At 62.2% G+C, this 24,470-nt stretch carries 22 protein-coding genes; 11 read left to right on the forward strand and 11 right to left on the reverse strand.

Translation table 11 applies throughout. The annotated features are described in order from the left end of the window. Positions 1 to 17 precede the first annotated feature (17 nt). From GA0061101_RS04825 to GA0061101_RS04835, 3 genes are all read left to right on the forward strand, one after another. Positions 18 to 1,031, forward strand: a complete 1,014-nt coding sequence (locus GA0061101_RS04825; RefSeq protein WP_047637736.1) for an ABC transporter substrate-binding protein — start codon at positions 18 to 20, stop codon at positions 1,029 to 1,031. Positions 1,032 to 1,122: 91 nt separating this feature from the next. Further along, a complete protein-coding gene (locus GA0061101_RS04830; RefSeq protein ID WP_034509194.1) occupies positions 1,123 to 1,941 on the forward strand; it encodes an ABC transporter ATP-binding protein in 819 nt (272 codons plus the stop codon). A gap of 14 nt (positions 1,942 to 1,955) precedes the next feature. Continuing rightward, positions 1,956 to 2,837: an ABC transporter permease gene (locus tag GA0061101_RS04835; protein ID WP_037196058.1), complete on the forward strand. Its 882-nt coding sequence runs from the start codon at positions 1,956 to 1,958 to the stop codon at positions 2,835 to 2,837. A 174-nt stretch (positions 2,838 to 3,011) separates the two neighbouring features. Here the strand turns inward: GA0061101_RS04835 and GA0061101_RS04840 are convergent, their stop codons facing one another. The 4 genes from GA0061101_RS04840 to GA0061101_RS04855 form a co-directional block, all read right to left on the reverse strand. Further along, entirely contained in the window at positions 3,012 to 4,427 is a 1,416-nt protein-coding gene (locus GA0061101_RS04840) for a sensor histidine kinase (RefSeq protein WP_047637738.1), read from the reverse strand. Beyond that, complete coding sequence (locus tag GA0061101_RS04845) at positions 4,417 to 5,085, reverse strand: response regulator (RefSeq protein WP_047553810.1); 669 nt, start codon at positions 5,083 to 5,085, stop codon at positions 4,417 to 4,419. The genes GA0061101_RS04840 and GA0061101_RS04845 overlap by 11 nt, the downstream gene beginning before the upstream one ends. A 63-nt stretch (positions 5,086 to 5,148) precedes the next feature. Continuing rightward, complete coding sequence (locus GA0061101_RS04850; protein WP_092573144.1) at positions 5,149 to 6,939, reverse strand: alpha/beta fold hydrolase; 1,791 nt, start codon at positions 6,937 to 6,939, stop codon at positions 5,149 to 5,151. A 10-nt stretch (positions 6,940 to 6,949) separates the two neighbouring features. Then, positions 6,950 to 8,449 carry a lipopolysaccharide biosynthesis protein gene (locus tag GA0061101_RS04855; protein WP_245297437.1) on the reverse strand — a complete coding sequence of 500 codons (1,500 nt, stop codon included), beginning with the start codon at positions 8,447 to 8,449 and terminating at the stop codon, positions 6,950 to 6,952. 200 nt (positions 8,450 to 8,649) lie between these two features. Here GA0061101_RS04855 and GA0061101_RS04860 point away from each other — a divergent pair, with 200 nt between their 5' ends. Then, on the forward strand, positions 8,650 to 9,504 hold the full coding sequence (locus GA0061101_RS04860) for a glycosyltransferase family 2 protein (protein WP_092573146.1): 855 nt from the start codon (positions 8,650 to 8,652) through the stop codon (positions 9,502 to 9,504). Here the strand turns inward: GA0061101_RS04860 and GA0061101_RS04865 are convergent. Continuing rightward, complete coding sequence (locus GA0061101_RS04865; protein WP_037196073.1) at positions 9,471 to 10,673, reverse strand: glycosyltransferase family 4 protein; 1,203 nt, start codon at positions 10,671 to 10,673, stop codon at positions 9,471 to 9,473. The genes GA0061101_RS04860 and GA0061101_RS04865 overlap by 34 nt on opposite strands. Before the next feature lie 411 nt (positions 10,674 to 11,084). Further along, positions 11,085 to 11,321, reverse strand: a complete 237-nt coding sequence (locus tag GA0061101_RS04870) for an Lrp/AsnC ligand binding domain-containing protein (RefSeq protein WP_034509182.1) — start codon at positions 11,319 to 11,321, stop codon at positions 11,085 to 11,087. A gap of 207 nt (positions 11,322 to 11,528) precedes the next feature. Between GA0061101_RS04870 and GA0061101_RS04875 the strand changes: the two genes are divergently transcribed. The 3 genes from GA0061101_RS04875 (at position 11,529) to GA0061101_RS04885 (ending at position 15,523) form a co-directional block, all read left to right on the forward strand. Continuing rightward, positions 11,529 to 12,812: an NAD(P)/FAD-dependent oxidoreductase gene (locus tag GA0061101_RS04875; RefSeq protein ID WP_092573147.1), complete on the forward strand. Its 1,284-nt coding sequence runs from the start codon at positions 11,529 to 11,531 to the stop codon at positions 12,810 to 12,812. A gap of 102 nt (positions 12,813 to 12,914) precedes the next feature. Further along, positions 12,915 to 14,450, forward strand: coding sequence for an L-piperidine-6-carboxylate dehydrogenase (amaB, locus tag GA0061101_RS04880; protein ID WP_092573148.1), 1,536 nt, complete (start codon positions 12,915 to 12,917; stop codon positions 14,448 to 14,450). Between the two features lie 83 nt (positions 14,451 to 14,533). After that, a complete protein-coding gene (locus tag GA0061101_RS04885; protein WP_037196082.1) occupies positions 14,534 to 15,523 on the forward strand; it encodes an Ldh family oxidoreductase in 990 nt (329 codons plus the stop codon). Between the two features lie 159 nt (positions 15,524 to 15,682). Here the strand turns inward: GA0061101_RS04885 and GA0061101_RS04890 are convergent, their stop codons facing one another. The 4 genes from GA0061101_RS04890 to GA0061101_RS04905 form a co-directional block, all read right to left on the reverse strand. Then, positions 15,683 to 17,008, reverse strand: a complete 1,326-nt coding sequence (locus tag GA0061101_RS04890; protein WP_037196084.1) for a glucoamylase family protein — start codon at positions 17,006 to 17,008, stop codon at positions 15,683 to 15,685. Positions 17,009 to 17,261: 253 nt separating this feature from the next. Beyond that, positions 17,262 to 17,825 (reverse strand): TetR/AcrR family transcriptional regulator, encoded by a 564-nt coding sequence (locus GA0061101_RS04895; protein WP_037196085.1) that lies wholly within the window; start codon positions 17,823 to 17,825, stop codon positions 17,262 to 17,264. A 1-nt stretch (position 17,826) separates the two neighbouring features. Next, complete coding sequence (locus GA0061101_RS04900) at positions 17,827 to 18,291, reverse strand: nuclear transport factor 2 family protein (protein WP_037196087.1); 465 nt, start codon at positions 18,289 to 18,291, stop codon at positions 17,827 to 17,829. Between the two features lie 87 nt (positions 18,292 to 18,378). Further along, positions 18,379 to 19,242 (reverse strand): DMT family transporter, encoded by an 864-nt coding sequence (locus GA0061101_RS04905; protein WP_092573149.1) that lies wholly within the window; start codon positions 19,240 to 19,242, stop codon positions 18,379 to 18,381. 108 nt (positions 19,243 to 19,350) lie between these two features. Here GA0061101_RS04905 and GA0061101_RS04910 point away from each other — a divergent pair, with 108 nt between their 5' ends. Then, on the forward strand, positions 19,351 to 20,805 hold the full coding sequence (locus GA0061101_RS04910; protein ID WP_092573150.1) for an aminotransferase-like domain-containing protein: 1,455 nt from the start codon (positions 19,351 to 19,353) through the stop codon (positions 20,803 to 20,805). 62 nt (positions 20,806 to 20,867) lie between these two features. Here the strand turns inward: GA0061101_RS04910 and GA0061101_RS04915 are convergent, their stop codons facing one another. Beyond that, positions 20,868 to 21,296, reverse strand: a complete 429-nt coding sequence (locus tag GA0061101_RS04915) for a VOC family protein (RefSeq protein ID WP_037196204.1) — start codon at positions 21,294 to 21,296, stop codon at positions 20,868 to 20,870. A 105-nt stretch (positions 21,297 to 21,401) separates the two neighbouring features. Between GA0061101_RS04915 and GA0061101_RS04920 the strand changes: the two genes are divergently transcribed. The 3 genes from GA0061101_RS04920 to GA0061101_RS04930 all read left to right on the forward strand — a co-directional run bounded on the left by GA0061101_RS04920 (position 21,402) and on the right by GA0061101_RS04930 (position 24,462). Continuing rightward, positions 21,402 to 22,268: a LysR family transcriptional regulator gene (locus tag GA0061101_RS04920; protein WP_037196091.1), complete on the forward strand. Its 867-nt coding sequence runs from the start codon at positions 21,402 to 21,404 to the stop codon at positions 22,266 to 22,268. Positions 22,269 to 22,432: 164 nt separating this feature from the next. Next, positions 22,433 to 23,089, forward strand: a complete 657-nt coding sequence (locus tag GA0061101_RS04925) for a response regulator transcription factor (RefSeq protein ID WP_037196206.1) — start codon at positions 22,433 to 22,435, stop codon at positions 23,087 to 23,089. Next, the gene (locus GA0061101_RS04930) at positions 23,086 to 24,462 is read left to right on the forward strand and encodes a sensor histidine kinase (protein WP_037196093.1); all 1,377 of its coding nucleotides are present in this window, start codon (positions 23,086 to 23,088) and stop codon (positions 24,460 to 24,462) included. The genes GA0061101_RS04925 and GA0061101_RS04930 overlap by 4 nt, the downstream gene beginning before the upstream one ends. The last annotated feature ends 8 nt before the right edge of the window (positions 24,463 to 24,470 follow it).

The raw sequence follows: 24,470 nt of genomic DNA on the forward strand, positions 1-24,470 counted from the left end.
ACAGGAGGAGACATTTGATGCGTTCATCGCGCGCCTTTTTTCATACCGTAGCCCTTTCCCTCGTCATGACTGCTGCTTCACTTGCAGCCACGGCGGCACAGGCCGCCGACAAGATTTCCATCATGGTGGGCGGCTACGAGAAGCAGATCTATCTACCGGCCAAGCTTGCCGAAGGGCTCGGCTATTTCAAGGATGAAGGCCTCGCGGTCGAGCTTCTCAACGAATCGGCCGGCGTCGATGCCGAAAACCAGCTGCTGGCCGGTGCTGTCCAGGGTGTCGTCGGCTTCTACGATCATTGTGTCGACCTGCAGGCCAAGGGCAAGTTCATCAAGTCGGTTGTGCAGTTCAGCCAGGCGCCCGGCGAAGTCGAGCTGGTCTCGGCCAAGCATCCGGAAATCAAGTCCTTCGCGGATATGAAGGGCAAGAGCGTCGGCGTTACCGGCCTCGGTTCTTCCACCAATTTCCTGACGCTCTACATGGCATCCAAGGCCGGCCTTTCGCCTGCCGACGTGACCCCGGTTCCGGTGGGTGCCGGCCAGACCTTCATCGCCGCCATGCAGCAGGACGCCATCCAGGCCGGCATGACCACCGAGCCGACGATCTCGCGTCTGCTGAAGACGGGCGAGGCCAAGGTTCTCGTCGATCTGCGTACGCTCAAGGGCACCGAGGAAGCGCTCGGCGGCACCTATCCGGCCGCATCCCTCTACATGGATGCCGCATGGGTCGATGCCCATAAGGAAGAAGTGCAGAAGCTCGCCAACGCCTTCGTCAAGACGCTGCGCTTCATCCACACCCATTCCGCCGCAGAGATTGCCGACAAGATGCCGAAGGATTTCTACGTCGGCGACAAGGATGGCTACATCAAGGCCCTGGACGCCGGCAAGGAAATGTTCACGCCGGATGGCGTAATGCCGGAAGATGGCCCGAAGACCGTTCTCGCCGTGCTCTCGGCGTTCTCCAAGAACGTCAAGGGCAAGACGATCGACCTGTCGAAGACCTACACGACGGAATTCGTCAAGAACGTCAAGTAAGCAGTCACAATGCCGCTTCCGGCTGGTGTTGGAAGCGGCAGTTCACCGGGCTTTGCGTGCACGCCCTAAGGCACGCGTGAGGATCAGCACCATGCAACAGGATGGACGCCGGACATCGGCGATCGAGCTCATCAATGTCAGCCGCCGTTTCGTTTCACCGACCGGCAAATCGCTGACGGCACTTCGCGATTTCAACATGACCGTCGAACGCGGCGAATTCGTCGCCGTCGTCGGCCCGACGGGCTGCGGCAAGTCGACGACGCTCAACCTCGTCACCGGCCTTGCCAGGCCCAGTGCCGGCGAAGTCCGCCTGATGGGCGGCCCGGTCAACGGCATCGACCCGCGTGTCGGCTTCGTCTTCCAGACGGATGCGCTCTTCCCCTGGAAGAACGTTATCGACAATGTCATGTCCGGCCCGCTGTTCCGAGGCAAGTCTAAAGCAGAGGCCGAGAAGAGCGCCAAGGACTGGCTTGCCCGCGTCGGCCTCACGAAATTCCTGCATCACTATCCGCATCAGCTCTCGGGCGGCATGCGCAAGCGCGTCTCGCTGGCGCAGACCTTCATAAACGAGCCGGAAATCCTGCTGATGGACGAGCCGTTCTCGGCTCTAGACGTGCAGACCCGCACGGTCATGCATGAAGAACTGCTGAAGCTCTGGGCTGAACGGCAGGCTTCCGTGGTGTTCGTGACGCACGATCTCGAAGAGGCTGTTGCACTGGCTGACAAGGTCTATGTGCTGACGGCGGGACCTGCGACGGTGAAGTCTGTCTACAAGATCGACCTGCCGCGTCCGCGCGTCGTCTCGGAGATCCGCTACGAGCAGAACTTCATCGATTATTGCAAGACGATCTGGGATGACCTTCGCGAAGAGGTCGAAACCAGCTATCGCCGTGCCGCCCAAGCGGCATAAGGGGAGGATTGATCATGGCAAACACAGCCCTTGAGACAGGCAATGCGCCGATCTTCCGCGCCGGTACCTCGGATGCGGAAATCGAAGCAGCAGCGATGAAGGCAATGTCACGCCGCAAATATGTCGTGCTGTTCTGGCAGGTCGCGATCCTCGTGGCGATCCTTGGCGTCTGGCAGCTTGCTTCGGATTTGCACTGGATCGATCCGTTCTTCTATTCCAGCCCGACCGCCATCGGCTACAGGCTCTATGATTGGGTCACGGAAGGCACCGAAAACGGTTCGCTCTGGTATCATCTCGGCGTCACCATGGAAGAAGCGTTGATCGGCTTCGTCATCGGTTCGATCACCGGCGTTCTCGTCGGTGTCGCTCTTGGCCGCAACAGGCTGGCCTCCGATATCCTGTCGATCTACATCAAGGCGATCAATTCGATCCCGCGCGTCGTGCTGGCGCCGATCTTCGTGATGATCATGGGTCTCGGCCTGCCTTCCAAGGTGGCGCTCGCCTTCATCATGGTGTTCTTCGTGGTATTCGCCAATGCCTTTCAGGGCGTGCGCGAGGCCGACCGCAACATGATCGCCAATGCCCGCATCCTCGGCGCCTCGAACTGGCAGGTCACCCGCAACGTCATCCTGCCGTCGGCGATGAGCTGGATCTTCGCAAGTCTGCACGTCTCCTTCTCGTTTGCCATCATCGGCGCGATCGTCGGCGAATTCGTCGGCTCGCTGGCCGGTGTCGGCTACCTGATCTCGATCGCCAAGGGCACCTATGACGCTGCCGGCCTCTATGCCGCGATCATCCTGGTGATGCTGGTGACGCTCGGCGCCGAATATGTGATGACCCTGGTGGAAAACCGCATCACCCGCTGGCGTCCGCAACAGCATATGGACGCGCAATAAGCCGCGACTTTTCTGGCGCCTCCCAAGGCCGAGGCCGGGCATCTTGCCCGGCCCTTTTTGTTGCGCTGGCGTGAGAGACCCCCTCGCCCCGCTTGCGGGAGAGGGGACTATCCCGCAACTATCGCATTCCAGAACCAGGGATCGCGACGTAAATTCCCGACTTAACTTCGCAGTTCAAACCGCCGGCAGCCGCACGCTGACCAACAGCCCGCCGCCGGCCGCTTCGCCAAGCGCGACCGAGCCGTCGGCGCCGTCGACGACCTCGCGGACGATGGCTAGTCCAAGGCCGCTGCCTTCGGGTTCGGTGCCCATGATGCGATAGAAGCGCTCGAACACCTGGGCACGCTCGGCTTCCGGAATGCCCGGACCGTTATCCTCGACCCATAGGAGGGCCGTATCGCCTTCCCGTCCGATGCCCACCGTCACACGCCCGCCTGGCTGCGTGTACCGCAAGGCATTGTCGACGAGGTTGACCAGCATCTCGCGCAGCATGGTGCCGTCTCCCTCGATGCGCACCGGCATTTCGCCGGCTTCCAGCCCGAGGTCGATATTGTGCCGCAAGGCCTCTTCGGCAAGATTTTCCAGCACCCGCCGGGCGGTATCCGCAAGGTCGATCGTGTCGTCCCGTGGCCGGCGGCTGCCGGGTTCCGCACGCGCGAGGGTGAGAAGCTGGCTTGCAAGCCGGGTGACCTGCCGCGTGCTCGAACGCAGCGCCTGCAAAGCCTCGTCGCGCCTGGCGCTATCCGTCTCGCGTGCGGCAACGCTTGCCTGCGTCGAAATCAGAGCGAGCGGCGTGCGCAACTGATGGGCGGCATTCGAGACGAAGCGGCGTTGCGCCGCCATCTGGTTCTGCACGCGCTCCATGTGATCGTTGAGGGCGTGAACGAGCGGCCGCAGCTCGTTCTGCACCATATCGGGCTCCAAAGGATCCAGGCGCTGACGCCCGCGCTCGCGCACGGCGTCGCGAAGTCTCAGCACCGGCGTGAGGCCGCGCTGCAGGCCGATGATGGTCACCAGGCCGGCGACCAGGACGAGAACGAGCTGCTTGGTGAAGTCCGACAGCCACAGCCTGCGGCGCATGGCATATTGGCTGTTGTGGGTGACGGCGACGGTGACGGAAACCGGGCCGTCCTGGTTGAGGCCGACGACGGGATGGCTCAGCATCAGGGCCCGCATCCCGTCGGCCCGAAAGGTCGTGTCCTCGCCGACCTGCTCCCGTTTCGGGTGGGGCAGGTCGGGATAGCCGGCGATGAGGTTTCCCCACGCGGTCACCACCTGGTAGAAGACACGGTCGCCATAGCCGGTATCGAACATTTCAAGCGCCGCCGGCGGGATATCGATCTGCACGGTGCCGCTGCCATCGACATGCACGGCTTCGGCGATGACGCGGGCCGAGGCGAGCAGCGTGCGATCGGTGACGAGATCGGCCGTGGCGTCGGCCGAGCGGAAGCTGAGATAAAGGTTGATGCAGATCGCCCCGATCAGCGTCAGGACCACCCAGGCAAACAATTGTGCCCGCAGGCTGTTCGTCAGCGCGCTTACGGTGCGGCCCAGGCGTCCTTTCGGCGAGGGAGCGTCCTTATTGTGCATGGCGGAGGAGATAGCCCAGGCCGCGCAGCGTCGCGATCTGCACGGTGCTGCCCTCGAGTTTCTTGCGGACGCGATGCACGTAGATTTCGATGGCGCTGGTATCGGCGAGATCGTCGAAGCCGAAGACGCTTTCCGACAGCGTGGTCTTGGTCACGGTCGTGCCGGCCTTCATGACCAGGTGTTCGAGCACGGCATGTTCGCGCGGCGTCAGCGCCAGGGCCTCGCCGGCGAGATAAAACTGCCGCGTTCCGCCATCGAACAAAAGGTCGCCGACGGCGATCTCCGGCGCAGCGTGATCGTGGCCACGGCGGACGGCGGCGCGGATGCGGGCTTCCAGTTCGGCAATCTCGAAAGGCTTGGCGAGATAATCGTCGGCACCGCTATCGAGGCCGGCAATCCGGCCGTCGAGGCTGGCATTGGCCGTGAGGATGATGACCGGCACCTTGTTGCCGCTCTGGCGCACGTGCTTCAACAGGGTCAACCCGTCCATTTTCGGCAGCGACAGATCCAGGATGACAGCGGCATAGGCTGCGACCCTCAGCATGTGCTCGGCGTCCTCGCCGTCGTAGGCGATGTCGACGGCATATTGCGCCTGACGCAGCGCCTTGCCGAGCCAGGACGCCAGTTCGCGGTTGTCTTCGACGATCAGCAGCCTCATGCTGCAACTATACAACAAGTGCCGGATATGGCGAGTATTTCCGGCTGACGTTACGGTCAGATTTCATCGCCTGCCGAGCCTCAATCCCATCTCCCTGACCTCTCGCAGATACACCTTGCGCGCATAGGGCGGGGTGAGATTGTGGTCTGCCTCGGGGATGATGGTGAGGCGGATGTCCGGAAAATGCTTCAGGCCGGCGGCGTTTTCGCCGAACTGCTCGTGGAGGTGATCGAGGCCGATATCATGGGCGCTGTAGATCAGGGAGATGTCGACCCGGCGCTTGGCGAGCGCGTGGAAACCGCTGATGACGGGTTCGCGCGCACCGGCTAAGAAGGGAAAGAGACTGAACAACGGACGGCACAATCGCACCGCGCGCCTGGCGAGCACGATCGCCATGTTGCGTATCGCGCTTCCAGCATCGATCTGGCCGCCATAGAGCCGCTTCAGCGTTTCCAGCTGCAGGAATTTCCGCCCGTAGGTTTCGAGCGACCGTGGCGCGAATCGTAGGGCTTCGTCGACCGATCGGGTCTCGTCCCAGAAGAAATTGTAAGGGTTGGCAGTGATCAGGCCGTTGCACCTGATGTCGCGCAAGGCGGCTTGGAAGGCGAGATAGCCGCCGCTGCAACGGCCGACGACAAACGCCGGCAGCAGGTTTCGCGCTTCCAGCAGGTCGAGCGCGTCGGCGACATCCCGTTGCTGGTCGCGCGAATACAGCACCTGCTCCGGAGCATCGGGAAGCGGTGGGCTGTCGCCGACATTGGCCGTGTCGAAGCGCAGGGAAGCGATGCCGTCGTGGGCAAGCGCGCGTGCCATGGCAACCGACATCCGGCCCCAGCCGGCATGGCGGTCGTAGGCGGTGGTCAGGAGCAGTGCCGTCGCGCCGGTGCGAACGCCCATGGGTTCGCAGAGCACACCGTAAATGCGTTCGCCGGCGCCGAAACGCACCGGCGTCTCGCGAAAGCCGTCACCGACGAGCGGTTCGGCATCGGGCCTCATGAGATTGATAGAAACCGCCGCTGTGGGCTTTACGACAATCGACTTCACCCACTCGAGGATCCTGTGGCCCGCAACGGTCGGCATGACGGCGACGGTGGGGTTCGACACCAGGTCGTCGTAACCCTCGTAGGGAGCCTGCTCGACATGCGGGGCGAGCGTCTCCAGGTGGCGGTAAAAGTCCGCGTCTCCCGGCCGGCCGGGCCGGGTCAGCACGAGGCCGTTCGGCGCGCCGAGCCCCGAGAGCGTCATCAGATTGAGCTTCTTGACGGCATCAGCGATGCTGTCCGGCATGCGCAGGCTGGCAACGGTGACACCTTCGGTCTGACGCTGCGCCTCCGCAAGTCCCATGCCCTCGTCGATCATCTTCGACCAGACGGTCAATTCACGCAGATAGGCACGGCCGGAAACGACCGGCGCGAGGAAGGCGATCCCATCTACATCGGACAGGCGCTCGGCGAGCGTGGCGGCTATGCTGCCGCCGAGGCCCTGGCTGATGAGAATCAGCCTCTCGAAGCCGGAGAGCGACTTCAACGTGGAGACGGCGGCGAGCGCGGTTTCTTCCCACAACACCAGGCCCCGGCCGTCATCGGCGACGTCAAGCGCATCACCGGTGCCGGCGTAGTCGAAACGCAGACTGGATACGCCGATATCGGCAAGATCCTCCGCCAGGATGCGCCAGAACTTGCGGACGCACATTTCCTCGAAGCCCCAAGCGCTGAGGAACAGCACGGCAGTTGCGCTTGGAGATACAGCAGCCGGCGTGAACAGGCCAACGGTACCCGCGAAGGTCACCGGCACGGCTGCCGCCTTCATGCGCTTCGATTTATCGTGTTGTTCGGCGGCTCCCCAACCAGCCATGACGGTCTCCTTATATTCGGCGGGGCGCCAGTAACGCCAGAGCTTGAACGGCAATCGGATTGATGCGGGCGGGCAATCGCGCCGCGATTTTCTGCAGGACGTCGACGTCCTCCGTGGGCACGGCTTTCAGCAGCCTGAGCGCGATGCCATAGGTCAGAGCGCCGGCGATGACGGCGCCCGCCAGGCCCGCGACGCCGGATAGGGCTTGAACGAAGCCATAGGCGGCGGCGGCACAAAGAATGGCCGCAGCCGTCACCTTGGCGAGGTTGACGAGCATGCCCCGCGTCGAGCCCTCGAATTCCATGCGACGGACCATCAGGAGGCACATGACAGTGAAGACCAGCAGGCGAACCAGCGCGGCGCCTTCGCCGCCGTAGAACGGCACCGCGATCAGGCAGCCGACCACCATGACGACGCTGGCGATCCCACCGATGATAGTGCGTTCGCGCGCGCGATCGAGGGAATAGAGATATTGCGTGCAGATCTGCATGACGACATAGGGCACCGCGGTTAGCGACAGCAACGCCACCATGCTGCCGCTCGGAGCGAACGGCGTGCCGAAGATCGTCACCACCAGCTCAGGCGCGATGGCCGCAAGGCCGAAGCTCATCGGCAGGGTGATATAGGCTATGCTGCGCGCCACGCCCGCGAAGACGTGAACCGGCAGCTTGTCGGATGCCCGCGCATGCATCTGTTCGGAATAATAGGGCAGCAGGCTGCCGCTCAGTTGCACCGGCAGCTGCAGCGCCAGATTAGCGAGCGACAGGCCGACGGCATAAAAGCCGACCGCTTCGATGCCCCAATAATGCTGCAGGAAAAGCAGCTCGATGCGGTTGAGGAAGATCGAGCTGTTGATGAGTTCGATCGAGAGGACAAGGGATGAACTGATGAGAGAGGCAAGGCCGACGCCGCAGTTGTTTTTCCGCGCGATGGCGATCCTGAGGGTTGCGATGAACATCGGCAACTGGCCGATGGCATAGCCGGCAAGCGCGCCGCTGACGCCGAAGAAGATGGCGCCGGCGAGCACGGCGGCGAGCTGCAGCGCCGAACTTGTCACGGTGATGCGCAGGAACGTGCCGAGCTGTTGCTCGCCGATCAGGTAGTTCTTGCTATAGGCGCCGAATGACTGGAGAACGAAAAACACGCCGGTGATGGCGATGACGGCGGTCGCGTTGCCGGCCCAATGCAACCGCCCCGTATCCCAGTAGTAGGCAACATAGCCGGCGAGCAGGATCAAGGTTGCGAGGATGGTCGGCTGCAGGAGATAGGCGGCAAAGCCCAGTCGTTCCTCGGCCGAATAGCCCCGTCCCTTCAATTGCGGCAGGATGCGCAGCAGCGTGACGCCGGCGCCGAGTTCGGCGATAAGCGCTCCCGTCGTCGTCAGCCACAGCGAGAAGGCGATGATGCCGTTGGCTTCCGGGCCCAGCAGGCGTGCTGCAATGATAGAACAGGCAAAGCCGGTCGCGAGCAGGGTCAATCCCGCCGCCGCGTTCAAAACCGAATTTGCCATGATGCTCTTCGTCATGAAGACAGACCGTTCCTCAATTCGCCGAAACCAACGCACATATCGGCTCTTCGTGGAGATAACGTCTGCTCTATTTCATATGCCTTAATATTTAGCGTTTAATGCTGCTGTAAGTTGATTTTTTACTTCGGCTAATATTCATTCCTTCTGATGTTGGCCGTCTGGGGCTTGTCCGGAGGGTTTCATTGTTCAGCCTCATCGTCTGCACGATCGATCGTTTTGACCAGCTGGAGCGGTTGTTCCGGTCGCTGGCCGAACAGCGCTACAAGGATTTCGAGGTCGTTCTTGTCGATCAGAACGCGGATGATCGACTATCCGGGCTCATCGGCCGTTTTTCGCCTCTCTTCGCGATCCGGCATATCCGCTCGCCCAAGGGGCTTTCGCGGGCGCGCAACAATGGCCTGGCGGCAGCCACGGGCGACTATGTCTGCTTTCCCGACGATGATTGCTGGTACGAAGCCGATACGCTTGCCGCTGCCGGGACGCTGTTTGCCGCGCACCCCGAACTTGCGATCGTCACCGGCCGTACCCTCGACGCCGAGGGGCTGGCCTCCGTCAGCCCGACCGGCGAGACGCGGCGTGCCCTCACGCGCTGGAACTATCTGAAATGCGGCAACTCAAACGGCATCTTCGTGCGCAGCGCGGCGCTTGCCGATATCGGCGGCTTCGATGAAAACCTCGGCGTCGGCTCGGAATCACCCTTCCAGAGCGGCGAGGAGGCGGATTTCCTGCTGCGCGCGCTTGCCGTCGGCAAACGGGCGATGTTCTTCCCGGAGCTGATCGTCCATCACGATCAGGTCACGAGCGAATATGGTCCGCGGCAGGTGGAGCGGGCACGCAAATATGGCCGCGGCTTTGGCGCCCTGATGCGCAAGCAGGCTTTCCCGCTACCCTATGTCTGTTATCGGCTGTTCCGGCCCGTTGCCGGCTGGCTGGCGGCGCTCGCCAGATTCAATCCCGATGCGGCGCGCTACAAGCGCGCCTGGCTTCTGGGCATTCTGGAGGGTTATGCGACCTGGCCGCGCTGGCGCAGGAGCTGAGGCGATTTGCCCTTGGGCGTGATGGTTTCGGCATAGACATCCATGTAGCGCTGAGCGACCTCATCCCATGCATAGGCGCGAGCGTCGCTGAGCAGCTCCTGCCTCAAGCTCAGGTCATCGGCCTCAAGGCGCTCGAACGCCGCGGTGAGGGTATCGGCAGCCGTTTCCGGATCGGAGAAATCTGAAAGCATCAGCGCCGGGTGGGTCTCGGCCAGGGCCTTGTAGGCGTCGTTGGCATTCAGCACCGGCAGCAGGCCGGCGCTCATGGCCTCGATCGCCACCAGGCCGAAACCTTCGTATTCGGAGGCCGAAGCGAAGAGCGAAGCGCGGGCGATGATGTTGCGGATCGAGCCGTCATCGATCGCCACATGCAGGGAGACGTTTCGTTCGAGGCCGCGTGCGGCAATTTCCTTCTCCAATGTCGGCTGATCGAGATCCGACACGGCGCCGATGATGTCGAGATGCCAGTCTGCATGGCGCGCCGCGAGCGCCTTCATCACGTCGAGCATGCGGTCGAGCCGCTTGTTGACCGAGAAGCGGCCGATGGTGACGATGCGGCGGCGGGCTTCCAATGCGGCGCAATTGGCGAACTTGCTGACATCGGCGCCGTTTTCGATCAGGCGGACGCGATTTCTAGCGATATTGGAAAACAGCCGCGCGTCGGACTGGCTGCAGCAGATGAGATAGTTGTAGCCTAGCGCCGATAGTCGTGTAGCGGTATTGAACCAGACTTTTTTGATGGCGGCATATTTCGGCGTGTGGAAGAAGCCGCCATGCGTGGTGGCAACCATGGGGCGCCCGTGCATCAGCTTGCCCCAGGCAAGCGCATCGAAGAAGAAATCGACGGCGTGGACATGCACGAGATCCGCATCGGCAACATGGCGGAACACCTGCGGCGCCAGCGGATAACGGCTGGAGCCGGACCAGGGGATACGCACGACCTCGATGCCATCGATCGTTTCGGTCGGCGGCAGCTGGCGGCCCGGGTCTGAAAACAGGCTGTCGCAGGTGACGACGCGCACGTGATAGCCGCGGGAGATCAACTGCCGGCAGAGATTGGCGACGACGTCTTCCAGGCCGCCCTTGTTCGGCAGGAACTGGCGCACGACATGCACGATCAGCGGTCCGGCCTGCTTGTTTGCCTGATTGTCAGCAATAGCCGATGTCATCGATCCACCTTAAACCCCTATGCTGCGCCAAGCGACAGCAATCCGGCGCTACGGCGCGCCGCCCGTTGATCAGTCGGCGAAGCAGATCATCCGGTCGGTTAAAAAAGGCTTAATCGCGGGTCGAAAGCCAAGCGGCTTTAGGCAAGAGGGTTAATATCGGAGCGTTGCGCAAGGGGATTGTGCTTGTCAGGCGAGTGTGTTGATGCCGGATTACAGTGCGTGGCGCCTCACCCTAACCCTATCCCCGCAATGCGGGGAGAGGGAACTGTTCCAGTGTTTGCCGTGCGATCGTGCCCGGGCCACAAAACGCAGTGAACTCTCTCTCCGTCAGAACGGGGGGAGGGTTGGGTGAGGGCAATCCTGCGAATGCAGCTTTAACCGTGGCGCATGCTGATCCGAAATCTGGATCTCTCAAAACGCTCGGAACGTCAGCGTCGTCAACGAGCGGACAATGCCGGGGATATGGGCGATGTTATCGTTGATGAACTTGCCGATATCCTGCTCTTCCTTGATGTAGACCTTCAGCAGCAGGTCGTAGTCGCCGCTGGTGGAATACAACTCCGAGACCAGCTCCGTCTGGTAGATTGCGTCGGCGACCTCGTAGGTCTTGCCGGGAGCGCATTGGAGCTGAACGAAAATGGGCTTCATGAGACTGTCCTGCTTCTGTCCGCGACCGCGATGGCGGCGTGCTTTTACCTGCAACCGCGATGGCGGTCGGCATTTTTTCTATAGTGGCCGAAAGCACCATGGCCATGCAAGTTTTTCTCTGTCCACCGGATGTCGCTCTTGCCGCTTCCGCAAGTTCGAACGTGGCGCTAGATTAGCGGGATTGCCTTCATCGATTGGACCGATCTCATGCTGAATGACCCACGTTCCCACGGTCTTTGGGAAAAGACCGCCCCGCCACCGCCGGTGACGAAGCCGCTTGCCGGCGAGGTTTCCACCGATGTCGTGGTGGTCGGCGGTGGTTATACCGGATTGTCGGCGGCGCTGCATCTCGCCGAGGCAGGTAGCCGTGTCGTGCTGCTGGAGGCCAATGAAATCGGCTTCGGCGGTGCCGGGCGCAATGTCGGCCTGATCAATGCCGGCATGTGGGTGATGCCGGAAGACCTGCCGGGCGAGCTCGGCCCCGTTCATGGCGAGCGGCTCCTCGATCTACTCGGCAATGCGCCGAAGCTTGTCATGGAGCTGATCGACAAGCACGGCATCGCCTGCGAGCTGGAGCGCAATGGCACGCTGCATTGCGCTGTCGGCCCCGAGGGCTTGAAGGAGATCGAGGAGCGGGCGCGGCAATGGAGCAAGCGCGGTGCGCCGGTAACGGTTCTCGACGCGAACGAGACAGAGCGGCGCGTCGGCAGCTCGGCCTATGCCGGGGCCTTGCTTGACATGCGCGCCGGCACCCTGCAGCCGCTCGCCTATGCGCGCGGCCTGGCGCATGCCGTGGTCAAGGCGGGTGTTGCGGTTCACACCGGCAGCCGCGTGACATCTACGGAAAGGAGCGGCGCGAAATGGGTGGTTTCGACCGATGGCGGCAAGGTCAGCGCCGACTGGATCGTCGTTGCGACGGACGCCTACAGCACCGGCCCCTGGGAGACGGTGCGAAACGAGCAGGTGCATCTTCCCTATTTCAATTTTGCCACCGTGCCGCTCGGCGACAACTTGCGCAAATCCGTCCTGCCCGGCCGGGAGGGGGCATGGGACACCAAGGAGGTCCTCTCGTCCTTCCGCATGGATCAAGCCGGTCGACTCGTTTTCGGCAGTGTCGGGGCGTTGCGCAATACCGGCCTTGCCGTGCACAAGAACTGGGCGCGCCGGTCACTGAGAAAGCTCTTCCCGCAGCTCGGGGACATTCCCTTCGAATGCGAATGGTACGGCAAGATCGGCATGACCGACAACGCGCTGCCGCGCTTCCATAGGCTTGCGCAGAATGTCGTCGGCTTTTCCGGCTATAATGGTCGCGGCATCGCGCCGGGCACGGTGTTCGGAAAAGTGCTTGCAAGCCATATCCTCGGCCAGATCTCCGAGGCCGAGCTGCCGCTGCCGGTGACGGATATCGTGGAGCCCGGCTTCAGGGCCGTCAAGGAAATGTGGTACGAGGCCGGCGCCCAAGCCGCGCATTTTGTCGGCGCAAGAGTTTAAGGCAATTCCAGGAAAAGTGCGCAGCGGCTTTCCGTCCGGAATTGCGGAAAAGCAAAGAGATAGAACGGCAACCGAACCATCATTACAGGAAGAGGAAACGAGATGACCGCGACACTCGATCTTGTCGCCGAGACCAAGGCGATATTGACGGAACTCGGTGTTGCAGCCGATCGCTATACGGGCGGAACGCTCGCCGTCACCTCTCCGGTGACCGGCGCCGAAATCGGCCGGCTCAAGGAGCATTCGTCCGAAGAGGCGAAGGCTGCGATCGACAAGGCGCATGAGGCGTTTCTCGCATGGCGCGACGTGCCGGCCCCGAAGCGCGGCGAGCTGATCCGCCTGCTCGGCGAGGAGCTGCGCGGCGGCAAGGCGGCGCTTGGCCGGCTGGTTTCCGTCGAGGTCGGCAAGATCACCTCCGAGGGCCTCGGCGAAGTCCAGGAAATGATCGATATCTGCGACTTCGCCGTCGGTCTCTCGCGCCAGCTCTACGGCCTGACCATCGCCACCGAGCGCTCAGAACACAGGATGATGGAAAGTTGGCATCCGCTTGGGCCGATCGGCATCATCTCCGCCTTCAATTTCCCGGTGGCCGTCTGGTCGTGGAATGCGGCGCTTGCCATGGTCTGCGGCAATTCGACGATCTGGAAACCCTCGGAAAAGACGCCGCTGACGGCGCTTGCAGTGCAGGCTCTATTCGAAAAGGCGCTGAAGCGTTATGTCGCCGAAGGCGGGGAGGCGCCGGCCAATCTCTCGACACTGATCATCGGCGGTCGTGACCTCGGCGAACTGCTGGTCGATCATCCGAAGGTTCCTCTGGTCTCGGCGACCGGATCGACGGCCATGGGCCGCGCCGTCGGTCCGCGCCTCGCCGGCCGGTTCGCACGCGCCATCCTCGAGCTCGGCGGCAACAATGCCGCGATCGTCTGCCCGACGGCTGATCTCGATTTGACGTTGCGCGGGGTTGCTTTCTCGGCCATGGGCACCGCCGGCCAGCGCTGCACGTCGTTGCGTCGGCTCTTCGTCCATGAGAGCGTCTACGATCAACTCGTGCCGCGCCTGCAGAAAGCCTATGGTTCGGTGACGATCGGCAATCCGCTGGAGGCGGGAACGCTTGTGGGTCCGCTGATCGACAGACATGCCTTCGACAGGATGCAGGCGGCACTCACTGAAGCCAAAGCGGCCGGCGGCAAGATTACCGGTGGCGAACGTGTCGAGAGCGGATCGGCCGAAGCCTTCTACGTCCGTCCGGCGCTGGTCGAGATGCCCGAGCAGACCGGCCCGGTCGAGCAGGAGACCTTCGCGCCGATCCTCTACGTGATGAAATACAGCGATTTCGACAGCGCCGTGGCGCTGCATAATGCCGTGCCGCAGGGCCTGTCGTCCTCGATCTTCACCAATGACATGCGCGAGGCCGAGACCTTCGTTTCGGCGCGCGGTTCGGACTGCGGCATCGCCAATGTCAATCTCGGCCCCTCCGGTGCCGAGATCGGCGGCGCTTTCGGCGGCGAGAAGGAAACGGGCGGCGGCCGCGAATCCGGGTCGGATGCCTGGAAGGCCTATATGCGCCGGGCGACCAATACCATCAATTACGGCCGGACCCTGCCGCTGGCGCAGGGCGTCAAGTTCGATGTGGAATAGCCAGAGTTTTGTTGCATTGCGATGAGGAGGGCGAAGGCGTAGAAAGTCTTCATCCTCCTCATTTGTTCTCAAGGTCTCGTCTCATGCATCTGTCGCTTGCCGAAGCTGAAACGCTTGTCGTGGAGGCACTGCAGCGAAGCAGCGTGAGCGCTGACAACGCCCGCTCCGTGGCCGTCGCGCTCGTTGCGGCGGAGGCTGCCGGGCAGAGCGGTCACGGCCTGCGGCGCGTCCTCGCCTATGCCGGGCATGCAAAGGCGGGCAAGACCGATGGTTTCGCCGTGCCGCAGATGAGCCGGCCCTTTCCCGCCGTTCTGCGCATCGATGCCGGCCATGGCTATGCTTATCCTGCCCTCGATCTTGCCGTCGGCGAGCTTCCGATCATCGCACGCGAGCAGGGGATCGCGCTTGCCGCCATCAGCCGCTCTCATCATGCCGGCGTGATGGGCCTGACGGTGGAGCGCTTCGCCGATCAGGGCCTAGTGGCGTTGATGGTGGCCAATGCCCCGGCGTCCATGGCGCCCTGGGGCGGCAAGACGCCGGTCTTCGGCACCAATCCCATTGCATTTGCCGCGCCGCTTCCTGACGACGACCCGATCGTGATCGATCTGGCGCTATCGAAAGTGGCGCGCGGCAAGGTGATGGCCGCGCGGCAGACGGGTGCATCCATTCCCGCCGATTGGGCTTTCGACCGCGAGGGCAGGCCGACTACCAATGCCGAGGAGGCGCTTGCCGGCACGATGATCCCTGCCGGCGATTCGAAAGGGGCGGCGCTGGCGTTGATGGTGGAAATTCTCGCCGCCGGTCTCACCGGCGCCAACTATGCCTTCGAGGCTTCGTCGCTCTTCGACGACAAGGGTGCGCCGCCGGGGCTCGGCCACACGATCATCGCCATCAATCCGGCGGCGATGAGCGTTGCCGACACGGCACAGCGGCTTGCACTGCTGGCAAGCGAGATCACCCAAGATCCCAACGTCCGCCTGCCCGGGCGGCGCGGGCAGACCTCGCGACGCGAGGCAATCGCCAATGGGATTTTGGTTGAGGACGAGGTAATCGAGGCGATCAAGGGGCTTTGAAGCGCTGAAGATGATGGTCAGGTGAATGCGTTTCGGCCGCGCTCTTACGCTAAGATGAATTGGTGCAAGGAGGCAACCCCTTCTCCCCGGGGGGAGAAGGGGTTGCGCAGCAACGTTGCCATGTCGACGAGGATACCTGATGGCTACCGGCGATCAAAATCAGGCGATCGCGGGCGTCGCCTGTTTCTCGTCGAGCCAGCCGCCGGTGAAGCCCGCTCGTTCCAGGCCGTGGCGAAGGATCGGCGATTGCCGCATGAGGTTCCAGATCAAGCCGGTGCGGGCATTTTCGATCATCATGACCAGCAGGCCCTGGTCGATGGCGACCGAGCGGTCGTCCACCCAGCCTTCCGGGCCTGGGCCTTTGACGCTCGGATTGAAGCCGCCGGGAAAGCGGCCGTCGAGCAGCAGGCTGGGATAGGTCGAAAGCAGCGCCTTCGTGCCGTCGAGCGCAGCCTGACGGTCGAAAGGCAGGCAGGACAGCGGCCCCCAAGGGGCGATCGTGCCGTCGTCGGGGCCGAGTGGCGCACCGCGCGCGGCATAGCCGAAAACTCTCTGGCCGTGTCGCCGGCTATGTTTCGTTCCGGTCGGGTTGGGGCCATCGCAGGCCGAAAGCCCCCAGATATCCTTCGCATAGCCGAGGAAATGGCCGGGATTGCGGTCCGTATAGTCGCGCTGAACGGCGATTGCCGTCTGCGTGTTGCGAAAATAGTCGATGTCCTTGTCGGCCACGTGCTTGTCGCGGATGTCGCGAAAATCGATCCAGGCATGGGAGAACAAATGGATGAACAGCGGCCCTGCATAAAGGAAAGGTGTATCCTTGAACATCATCCAGGTGTAGGTCGAGGCGAAGGCGTCGTAGCTCGAGGACGGGATGGGATGCGTGGGCGAGGCGAGCGCCATGACATAGAGGAAGATCGCCTCGTCATAGCCCTGGTAGCGCCAGCGCAGGAAACCGCTTGCCGGTTTCCAGCCCATGCTGATCGTCGGTCCCTTGTTGAGGGCCCAACGCCAATCGCAGCGCTCGTAGAGAAAGGTCGCCTGTTTGCGGATGTCCTGTTCGGTCTGGCTGGGGCCATCGAAGTAGGCGGCGGCCGTCAATACGCCGAGCAGCATCAAGCCGGTGTCGATCGTCGAAAGCTCGCTGTTCCAGGCGCGCTTGCCGGTCTCCATGTAGAGGAAGTGGTAGTAGAAGCCGCGATGGCCAGTGGCGCCGCGTTCGGTGCCCTGCTGGCTGTCGGCGAAGAAATCGAGCGTGGTCAGCACCCGTGTCGCTGCCTCGGCGCGGTCGATCCAGCCGCGCTCGACGGCGACCGGATAGCTCGACAGCGCAAAACCGACGGCGGCAATGCTGCAGTGGCTTGTCTTGATTGACGTATCGGCCACCAGCCCATTTTCCGGATTGGTGTGAAGCATGAAATAATCGAACGCGGAACGTTGCAATCGATCGATCAGCGCGTTGTCGGTGTCGTTTACCTGCTGCAGCATCTTCTACCCATCTCCTGGATGCTCCCATTCCCTGCTGATGAGCACAGGAGCTCGGATAGTTGCAAATCAAACATGATTAACGCTGCCACGCTTTTATGGAGGATTATTTAAGATCAGCGCTTTGGCGCGCAACTCATCGTTAATATTGATGGCGGAAGGCACCGTTTCTCGGACATCGCGCAATAAGATGTGAACCCCCTGCGTCAGGGTCAAGGCGCTGTCGCCTATCAAGTGATTCGCGACGCGGGGCTTTTTATTCGACTGCCGCTCCCAGCCGCTCCTTCAGCCGCGCCAAGGTGCGGCCGAAAATCGCATCATCCCCAAGCGCCCTTGCCAGCGTCAACGCACCCTGGATGCCGACCACTGCTTCCTCGGCAAGCACTCTTGCTTCCGCAGCAGCCAGGCCGGCTCTCGTCAAGGCGCCGGCGAGTGCTTCGATCCAGCGCAGGAAATAGTTCTGAATGGCGCTCGGGAAGCGATCGCGCGTTTCGTCCAGCGCGAAGGCTCCGATGAGGCAGACACGGCGGCCGGAGCGGAAATAGGTGTCCGTCGTCTCCCACATACCGAGGATGGCGGCGCGAGGGTCATCCTCTTCGAGCGGCCTGAACACTTCCGTGACGAACCAGGCATCGATATGGGCCATGATCTCGGCCGCCATCTGTTCCTTACCTCCGGGAAAGAAATGATAGAGGCTGCCCTTCGAGAGTTTGGTGCGCGCCGTGATGCTGCTCATCGACGCGCCCTCGTAGCCGAGCTCGCGAAAGACCTCGGCCACAAGGGCAACGGCATCGGGCTTTTCGAAGACGGTGCGCGTCATTTCAAAGGCCGAGATCCGACAGGCCGGGGTGATCGTCGGGGCGCCGGCCGAGCGGCCAGTGGAACTTCCGCTCGTTTTCCTTGATCGGCATGTCGTTGATGGAGGCAAAACGGCGCTGCATCAGCCCGTCGGCATCGAATTCCCAATTCTCGTTGCCGTAGGAGCGGAACCAGTGACCGCTGTCGTCGTGCCATTCATAGGCGAAGCGGACGGCGATGCGGTTGCCCTCGAAGGTCCAGAGTTCCTTGATCAGCCGATAATCCAACTCCCTTGCCCATTTGCGCGTGAGGAACTCGACAATCTCCTTGCGGCCGCGCGGGAATTCGGCGCGGTTCCGCCATTGGCTGTCTTCCGTATAGACCTTGGAGACGCGCTCGGGATCGCGGCTGTTCCAGCCGTCTTCTGCCATGCGGACTTTGGCGATCGCGGTCTCGCGGGTGAAGGGTGGGACAAGCGGGGTCGGCATGATGTGCTCCTTCTAAACCGATTGGTATTTTATAGACCAATCAGTTTAGAAGATCAAGCCGGCACACGGCCGTCTGATACGAGCGCCTCAGCGCGCGAATTTCCGGGCGCCGGCGACGCAGGCGACGACAGCGATCGTTACAACGAGCATGGACCAGCTGACGCTTTCCTTGAGCAATGCCGCCGCAAGCGCGAAGCCGAAGAATGGCTGCAGGAACTGCAACTGGCCGACGGCTGCGATGCCGCCTTGCGCCAGTCCGCGATACCAGAAGACGAAGCCGATCAGCATGCTGAACAACGAAACATAGGCGAGGCCGATCCAGGCCGGGCCGCCGATGCCGTCGATAGTATGCGGCATGGTGGCGATGCAGAGCGCGACGGTGACCGGCAGGGACAGAACCAGAGCCCAGCAGATGACCTGCCAGCCGCCGAGCCGGCGCGACAGCACGGCACCTTCGGCGTAACCGAGTCCGCAGACGAGAATGGCTGCGAGCATCAGCAGATCGCCGACCGGCGAGGCCGATACGCCCTGCGTAAGGGCATAGCCGCTGACGAGGGCGCTGCCGATGGCGGAGAATATCCAAAAAGCCGGCCGTGGTCGTTCGCCGCCGCGCAGCACGCCGAAGATGGCGGTCGCAAGCGGCAGCAACCCGATGAAGACGATCGAATGGGCCGATGTGACATGCTTGAGCGCCAGCGCCGTCAGCAGGGGAAAACCGACGACGCAGCCGAGCGCGACGATCGCTAGTGACCCGATATCACTGCGGGCGGGGCGTTTTTCCCGAAAGGCAAGCAGCAGGCATAGGCCCAATAGGCCGGCGATGACTGCGCGGGCGACGGTCAGGAACACCGGATCGAAGTCCATGACGGCCACCCGCGTCGCCGGCAGCGATCCGCTGAAGATCACCACCCCTATCAGCCCGTAGATCCATCCTATCGTTGCCTTGTCCATTGCGCATGCTCCTTCTTGATGCCAGCGGTATCGGCGAAGCCGACTGGCTATTCCAGAGACAGTGCAGTACAATTTAAGGGAACTGTTATGGTATGAGGTGCAGTACGGATGGACGATGCATTGGCTGTGAGCGCGGTCGGCGGCACGCGTATCGAAGCCGTGATGGCTGCGATTTCCGATCGAATAGCCACCCGTAGCCTGATGCCCGGCGCACGGCTTCCCTCCGTTCGCAGCCTCGCCAAGATCATGCAGGTATCGGTCTCCACCGTGGTCGAGGCCTATGAGCGTCTTGCCGCCGAGGGGATGATCCGTTCGCGGCCGGGCTCAGGATTCTATGTGTGCGGCCCCCTGCCGCCGCTTTCATTGTCTGAGGCCGGCGCAAGATCGGACCGCAACGTCGATCCGTTGTGGATTTCGCGGCAATCGCTTGAGATGGGCGACGATGTCTTGAAGCCCGGCTGCGGCTGGCTTCCCGCATCCTGGTTGCCGCAGGCGGCGCTGCGCCGTGCGATGAGGACGCTGGCGCGCGGAGACCTCGAAACGCTCGCCAATTACGCCACGCCGCTCGGCTTGCCGCCGTTGCGGCAGCTGCTCGCCAGGCGGCTGGGCGAGCACGGCATCACCGTGCCTCCAGACCAGATCATGCTGACCGAATCCGGCACGCAGGCGATCGATCTTCTCTGCCGTTTCCTGCTGGAGCCCGGCGACACCGTGCTGGTGGACGATCCCTGCTATTTCAATTTCCATGCGCTGCTGCGTGCGCACCGGGCCAATGTCGTCGCCGTGCCCTTCACGCCGACGGGGCCGGATGTCGAGCTGTTCGGCCAGGCGCTCGAACGGCACAAGCCCCGGCTCTACATCACCAACTCCGCCATCCATAATCCGACGGGTGCCGTGCTGTCGCCCGTGACGGCGCATCGCCTGCTGAAGCTGGCGGATGCGTCCGGCCTGGTTATCATCGAGGACGATATCTTTTCCGATTTCGAGAATGTCCCGGCACCGCGGCTTGCCGCTTATGACGGGCTCGAGCGGGTGATCCATATCGGCAGCTTTTCGAAGACGCTCTCGGCCTCGGTGCGGTGCGGCTTCATCGCCGCACGGCCGGATTGGATCGACGGACTCGTCGATCTCAAGGTTGCCAGCAGCTTCAGTTGCGGACAATTATCGGCGGAGCTCGTCTATCTGGCGCTGAAGGACGGCAGCTATCGCAAGCATGTCGAGGCGCTGCGCGTCCGGCTTGCCAAGGCCATGAGCGAGGTAACGGCGCGGCTGGAGGCTATCGGCATCACGCCCTGGCTCGAGCCGCAGGCGGGCATGCTCCTCTGGTGCCGGCTGCCGGAGGGCCTGGATGCGGCGGATGTCGCCCGCGCCGGCCTGGCGGAAGGCGTCATCCTTGCTCCCGGCAATGCCTTCAGCGTGGCGGATAATGCCGGCAGCTTCATGCGGTTCAATGTCGCGCAGTCGACCGATGGCCGGATCTTCGACGTGCTGGAAGCATCCATGCGGAGGCTGAGCACGGATCGTCCGACTGTCGGCGGAGCTCGCGGTTCTTCGAGGACGTAGGAAAACCCTGCGATATGAGCGTTCCGCCATTCATGGGCGCTCACATCGCGGGGCTTAATGCCTTACTTGGCAAACAGGCTGTTGATGTCGGCGAAGGCCTTCATCTCGATGGCGTTTCCGCTTGGATCCTTGAAGAACATGGTCGCCTGTTCTCCAGGCTCGCCCCGGAAGCGGATATAGGGCTTGATGACGAAGTCTATGTTGGCCTTGGTCAGCTTCTCGGCCGCCGCCTCCCATTCCTCCATCGACAGAACGACGCCGAAATGGCGCACGGGAACGCCGTGACCATCGACGGCATTCGCCGCCACTTCGCCGGTTTCTCCTGGAGCCAGGTGGGCGACGACCTGATGGCCATAGAAATTGAAATCGATCCAGTCGGGGGAGCTCCGACCTTCGGGGCAGCCAAGAAGGCCGCCATAGAACGTGCGGGCCGCCGCAAGATCGTTGACGGGAAATGCGAGATGGAAAGGGTGAAGAGGTGCTGCACTCATGATCGTCTCCAGATGTGCGAACTCGATGCAGCGATCAATAAGGTACATTATTTCCTATGAAAAATTGTATATTATAAGGCTGAGTCATAGGAAAAATTATGCATCATGATACCCGAACTGAAAACGCTTGTTGCTGTCGCCCGCTTCGGGACATTTGCGGCCGCTGGTGATCGGATCGGACTGACGCAAGCGGCCGTCAGCGGTCAAATGAAGCGTCTCGAGGAAAGGCTCGGCGTCCAATTATTCGAGCGAACCGGCCGTTCCGCCACATTGAATGCCGCGGGCTTGCGAACGCTGGAACGCGCCAAGGGCATCATAGCGATGTTCGAGCGCATCGCCGATCCGGCCGATGAGGTTTCGGGCGGCCAACTGCGCATCGGCGCCATTGCCTCTGTTCAATCGACGGTGCTTGCGCGTGCGCTCGTGCCGTTCCGCCAGCGATTTGCGAACCATCATGTTCATATCGTTCCGGGTGTCTCCCTTCATTTGCTCGATCTGCTCGATGCCGGCGAGCTTGATCTGGCGGTACTCATCGAGCCTCCCTTCGGCATACCCAAGGATCTTGTGTGGCAGCCCCTGCTGCGGGAGCCCTATGTGCTGGCGGTTCCCGAGCGGGTGGAGGGCGATGATTGGCAGACATTGCTGCGGGAGCAGCCATTCATCCGCTATGACCGCAGCTCGTTTGGCGGCCGGCAGGTTGATCGGTTCCTGCGGTCCCATGCGATAGCGCCCAACGAATCCGTAGAGATCGATGACATAGCCGCGTTGCTGGCTCTGGTCGGGCAAGGGCTCGGGGTGGCGCTTCTGCCGATCGTCGATGGCGGCCCGCCCCTTATGCCGTCCGTGCGTGCGGTGTCGCTCGCTGCGTCGACATTCTATCGCGAGATCGGGATATTGCGGTCGCGCGACGGCAACCCCGCGAGCGCGTACCTTGCCGATTGCCTGATCGCGTGCGGCTCTGAGGTTGCCTGACGGGGCGATTTCATCCTTCCGAACCGGCAGCGCAACCTTCGGGAGGGTGATGCACTCCCTCGGCTCTTGCCAAGCGGAAATGATCCGTCATAGCTTTGCCACAAGGTCGCTCCAATTGCGGCTCACATCGGCTATGAAATTTTCTCGGCTACATGGGGTCGATCGTGCGCGTTCTGCTTGTTGAAGACGACAATATCCTCGGCTCATCGCTGAAGAAGGCCCTGGAAAAACATGCCTACGGCGTCGACTGGATGCGGGACGGCGAATCCGGCCTCGAGGCAGCCGAGCATTCCCATTTTGCGGCGATCGTTCTCGATATCAATTTGCCGCAGCTGAGCGGTATGGAAGTTCTGCGGCGGATCCGGCAGCGTGGCAACGCGGTGCCCGTGCTGCTGTTGACGGCGCTCGATTCCGTGCGTCAGAAGGTCGAGGGGCTCGATGAGGGCGCCGACGACTATCTGGTCAAGCCGTTCGATCTCGACGAGTTGCTCGCCCGCTTGCGCGCGCTCATCCGCCGGCGCGACGGCCGCACGGAGAGCGTCATTCGATGCGGCGATGTGGAGGTCGATCCTTCCGCCATGGTCGCTCGAAAGGGAAGCGCGCAGGTGCATACTACGGCCAAGGAGTTCCATCTGCTGAAGCTCCTCATGGAGCGCAGCGGCCGCTATGTGACGAAGAACGATATCGAGTACGCGCTTTATGACGCCGAAAACACCGTCGAGAGCAATACGATCGAAGTCACCATCTACAATCTGCGCAAAAAGCTCGGCACCGACTTCATCAAGTCGATCCGCGGTGTCGGCTACATGATCGAGCGATGAACAACTCAACGCTTACCCGCAAGCTGTTTCTCCGGATCGCCCCGGTCGTCGTGGTGACGATCGTGGTGATTGCCGCTTTTGCGTTCAACAGCGCGACTCGGGAGATCAACAATATCTATGATGCCCAGCTTATCGATGACGCGAACGTGATCTGGAGCCTGCTGCGCCGACCCCTGGAAAAGGCGCCGGACCGCGCGGCAAAGCAGATCGACGACATTGATTTCAACATGGACAATCAGCTGGCCTTCAACGAGGACGCCGACGATTATGCCGAGGCGCATATGTTTCGCGCCTGGGTCGACGGCAATATTCGCTTCTACAGCAGCACGGCCTTCCCTTCCGACGTACCGCAACAGAAAGTTGGGTTTACGACCCTGACATATGGCGGTGAGGACTGGCGCGTCTATTCGCTGCCAATCCCGAACACGAGCATCGTGATCGAGCTTGGCGAGAAGATCGCGCTTCGCGAAACGCTCGTCTCCAACATACTCCTTAATCTCTTCTTCCCGCTGCTGATGCTCGTGCCGGTCATCGGCTTCCTTATCTGGCTCGGCATCAACAGCGGCCTGCGAACGATTCACGGGCTGGTGCGGCAAATCCGCACCCGATCGCCCGAGGATCTCTCAGCCATTCCTGTCGAAAGCTTGCCGCGAGATCTCCTGCCGCTCGGCCGCTCGATCAACCAGCTGCTGGAGAAGCTCGGCCAGTCGCTGACGCTCGAGCGGCGCTTTTCCGATCTTGCCGCGCATCAGCTGCGCACGCCCCAGGCCAGCGTGAAACTGTTGCTGCAGATGCTTGGAAACAGCGACAGCGAGCATGAACGGCAGGCGATCGTCGCCGACCTCGTTGCCAGCAACAACCGCGCCATTCATCTGATTGAGCAGCTGCTGCGGCTGGCAAGGGTCAGTCACCATCCCCTCAATCCGACGTCGGTGACGCTCTATCATCTGGTGGCGTCGGTACTTGCCGAATTCGGCAATATCATCACCAGCCGCGAGCTCGACGTGGTGCTGCAGGGAGACGAAGCACTGCAGGTCCAGACCGACGAATCGCTGATCCGCATGATGGTCAGCAACCTCCTGGACAATGCCATCAAATACACGCCCGTCGGAGGGGAGATCAAGGTTTCGATCACGTCGGAAGACGGTTTCGGCCGGATTTCGATCAGTGACAGCGGGCCGGGTATTCCGCCCCAGGAAAGGGAGGCGGTGTTCCAGCGCTTCTATCGGCTCAATACGCTTCACACGGAAGGCGCAGGCCTCGGTCTCGCCATCGTCGCGGATACGGCAGATCGGCTCTCGGCGACGGTCGAGCTTTCAACGCCGCGTTGGAGCAAGGGTCTCCAAGTCGACCTCAGATTGCTCGCAAGTTAAAAATCAAC

It is taken from the genome of Martinezella lusitana, from assembly GCF_900094565.1.
In the GTDB taxonomy this organism is placed as follows: Bacteria; Pseudomonadota; Alphaproteobacteria; order Rhizobiales; family Rhizobiaceae; genus Rhizobium; species Rhizobium lusitanum.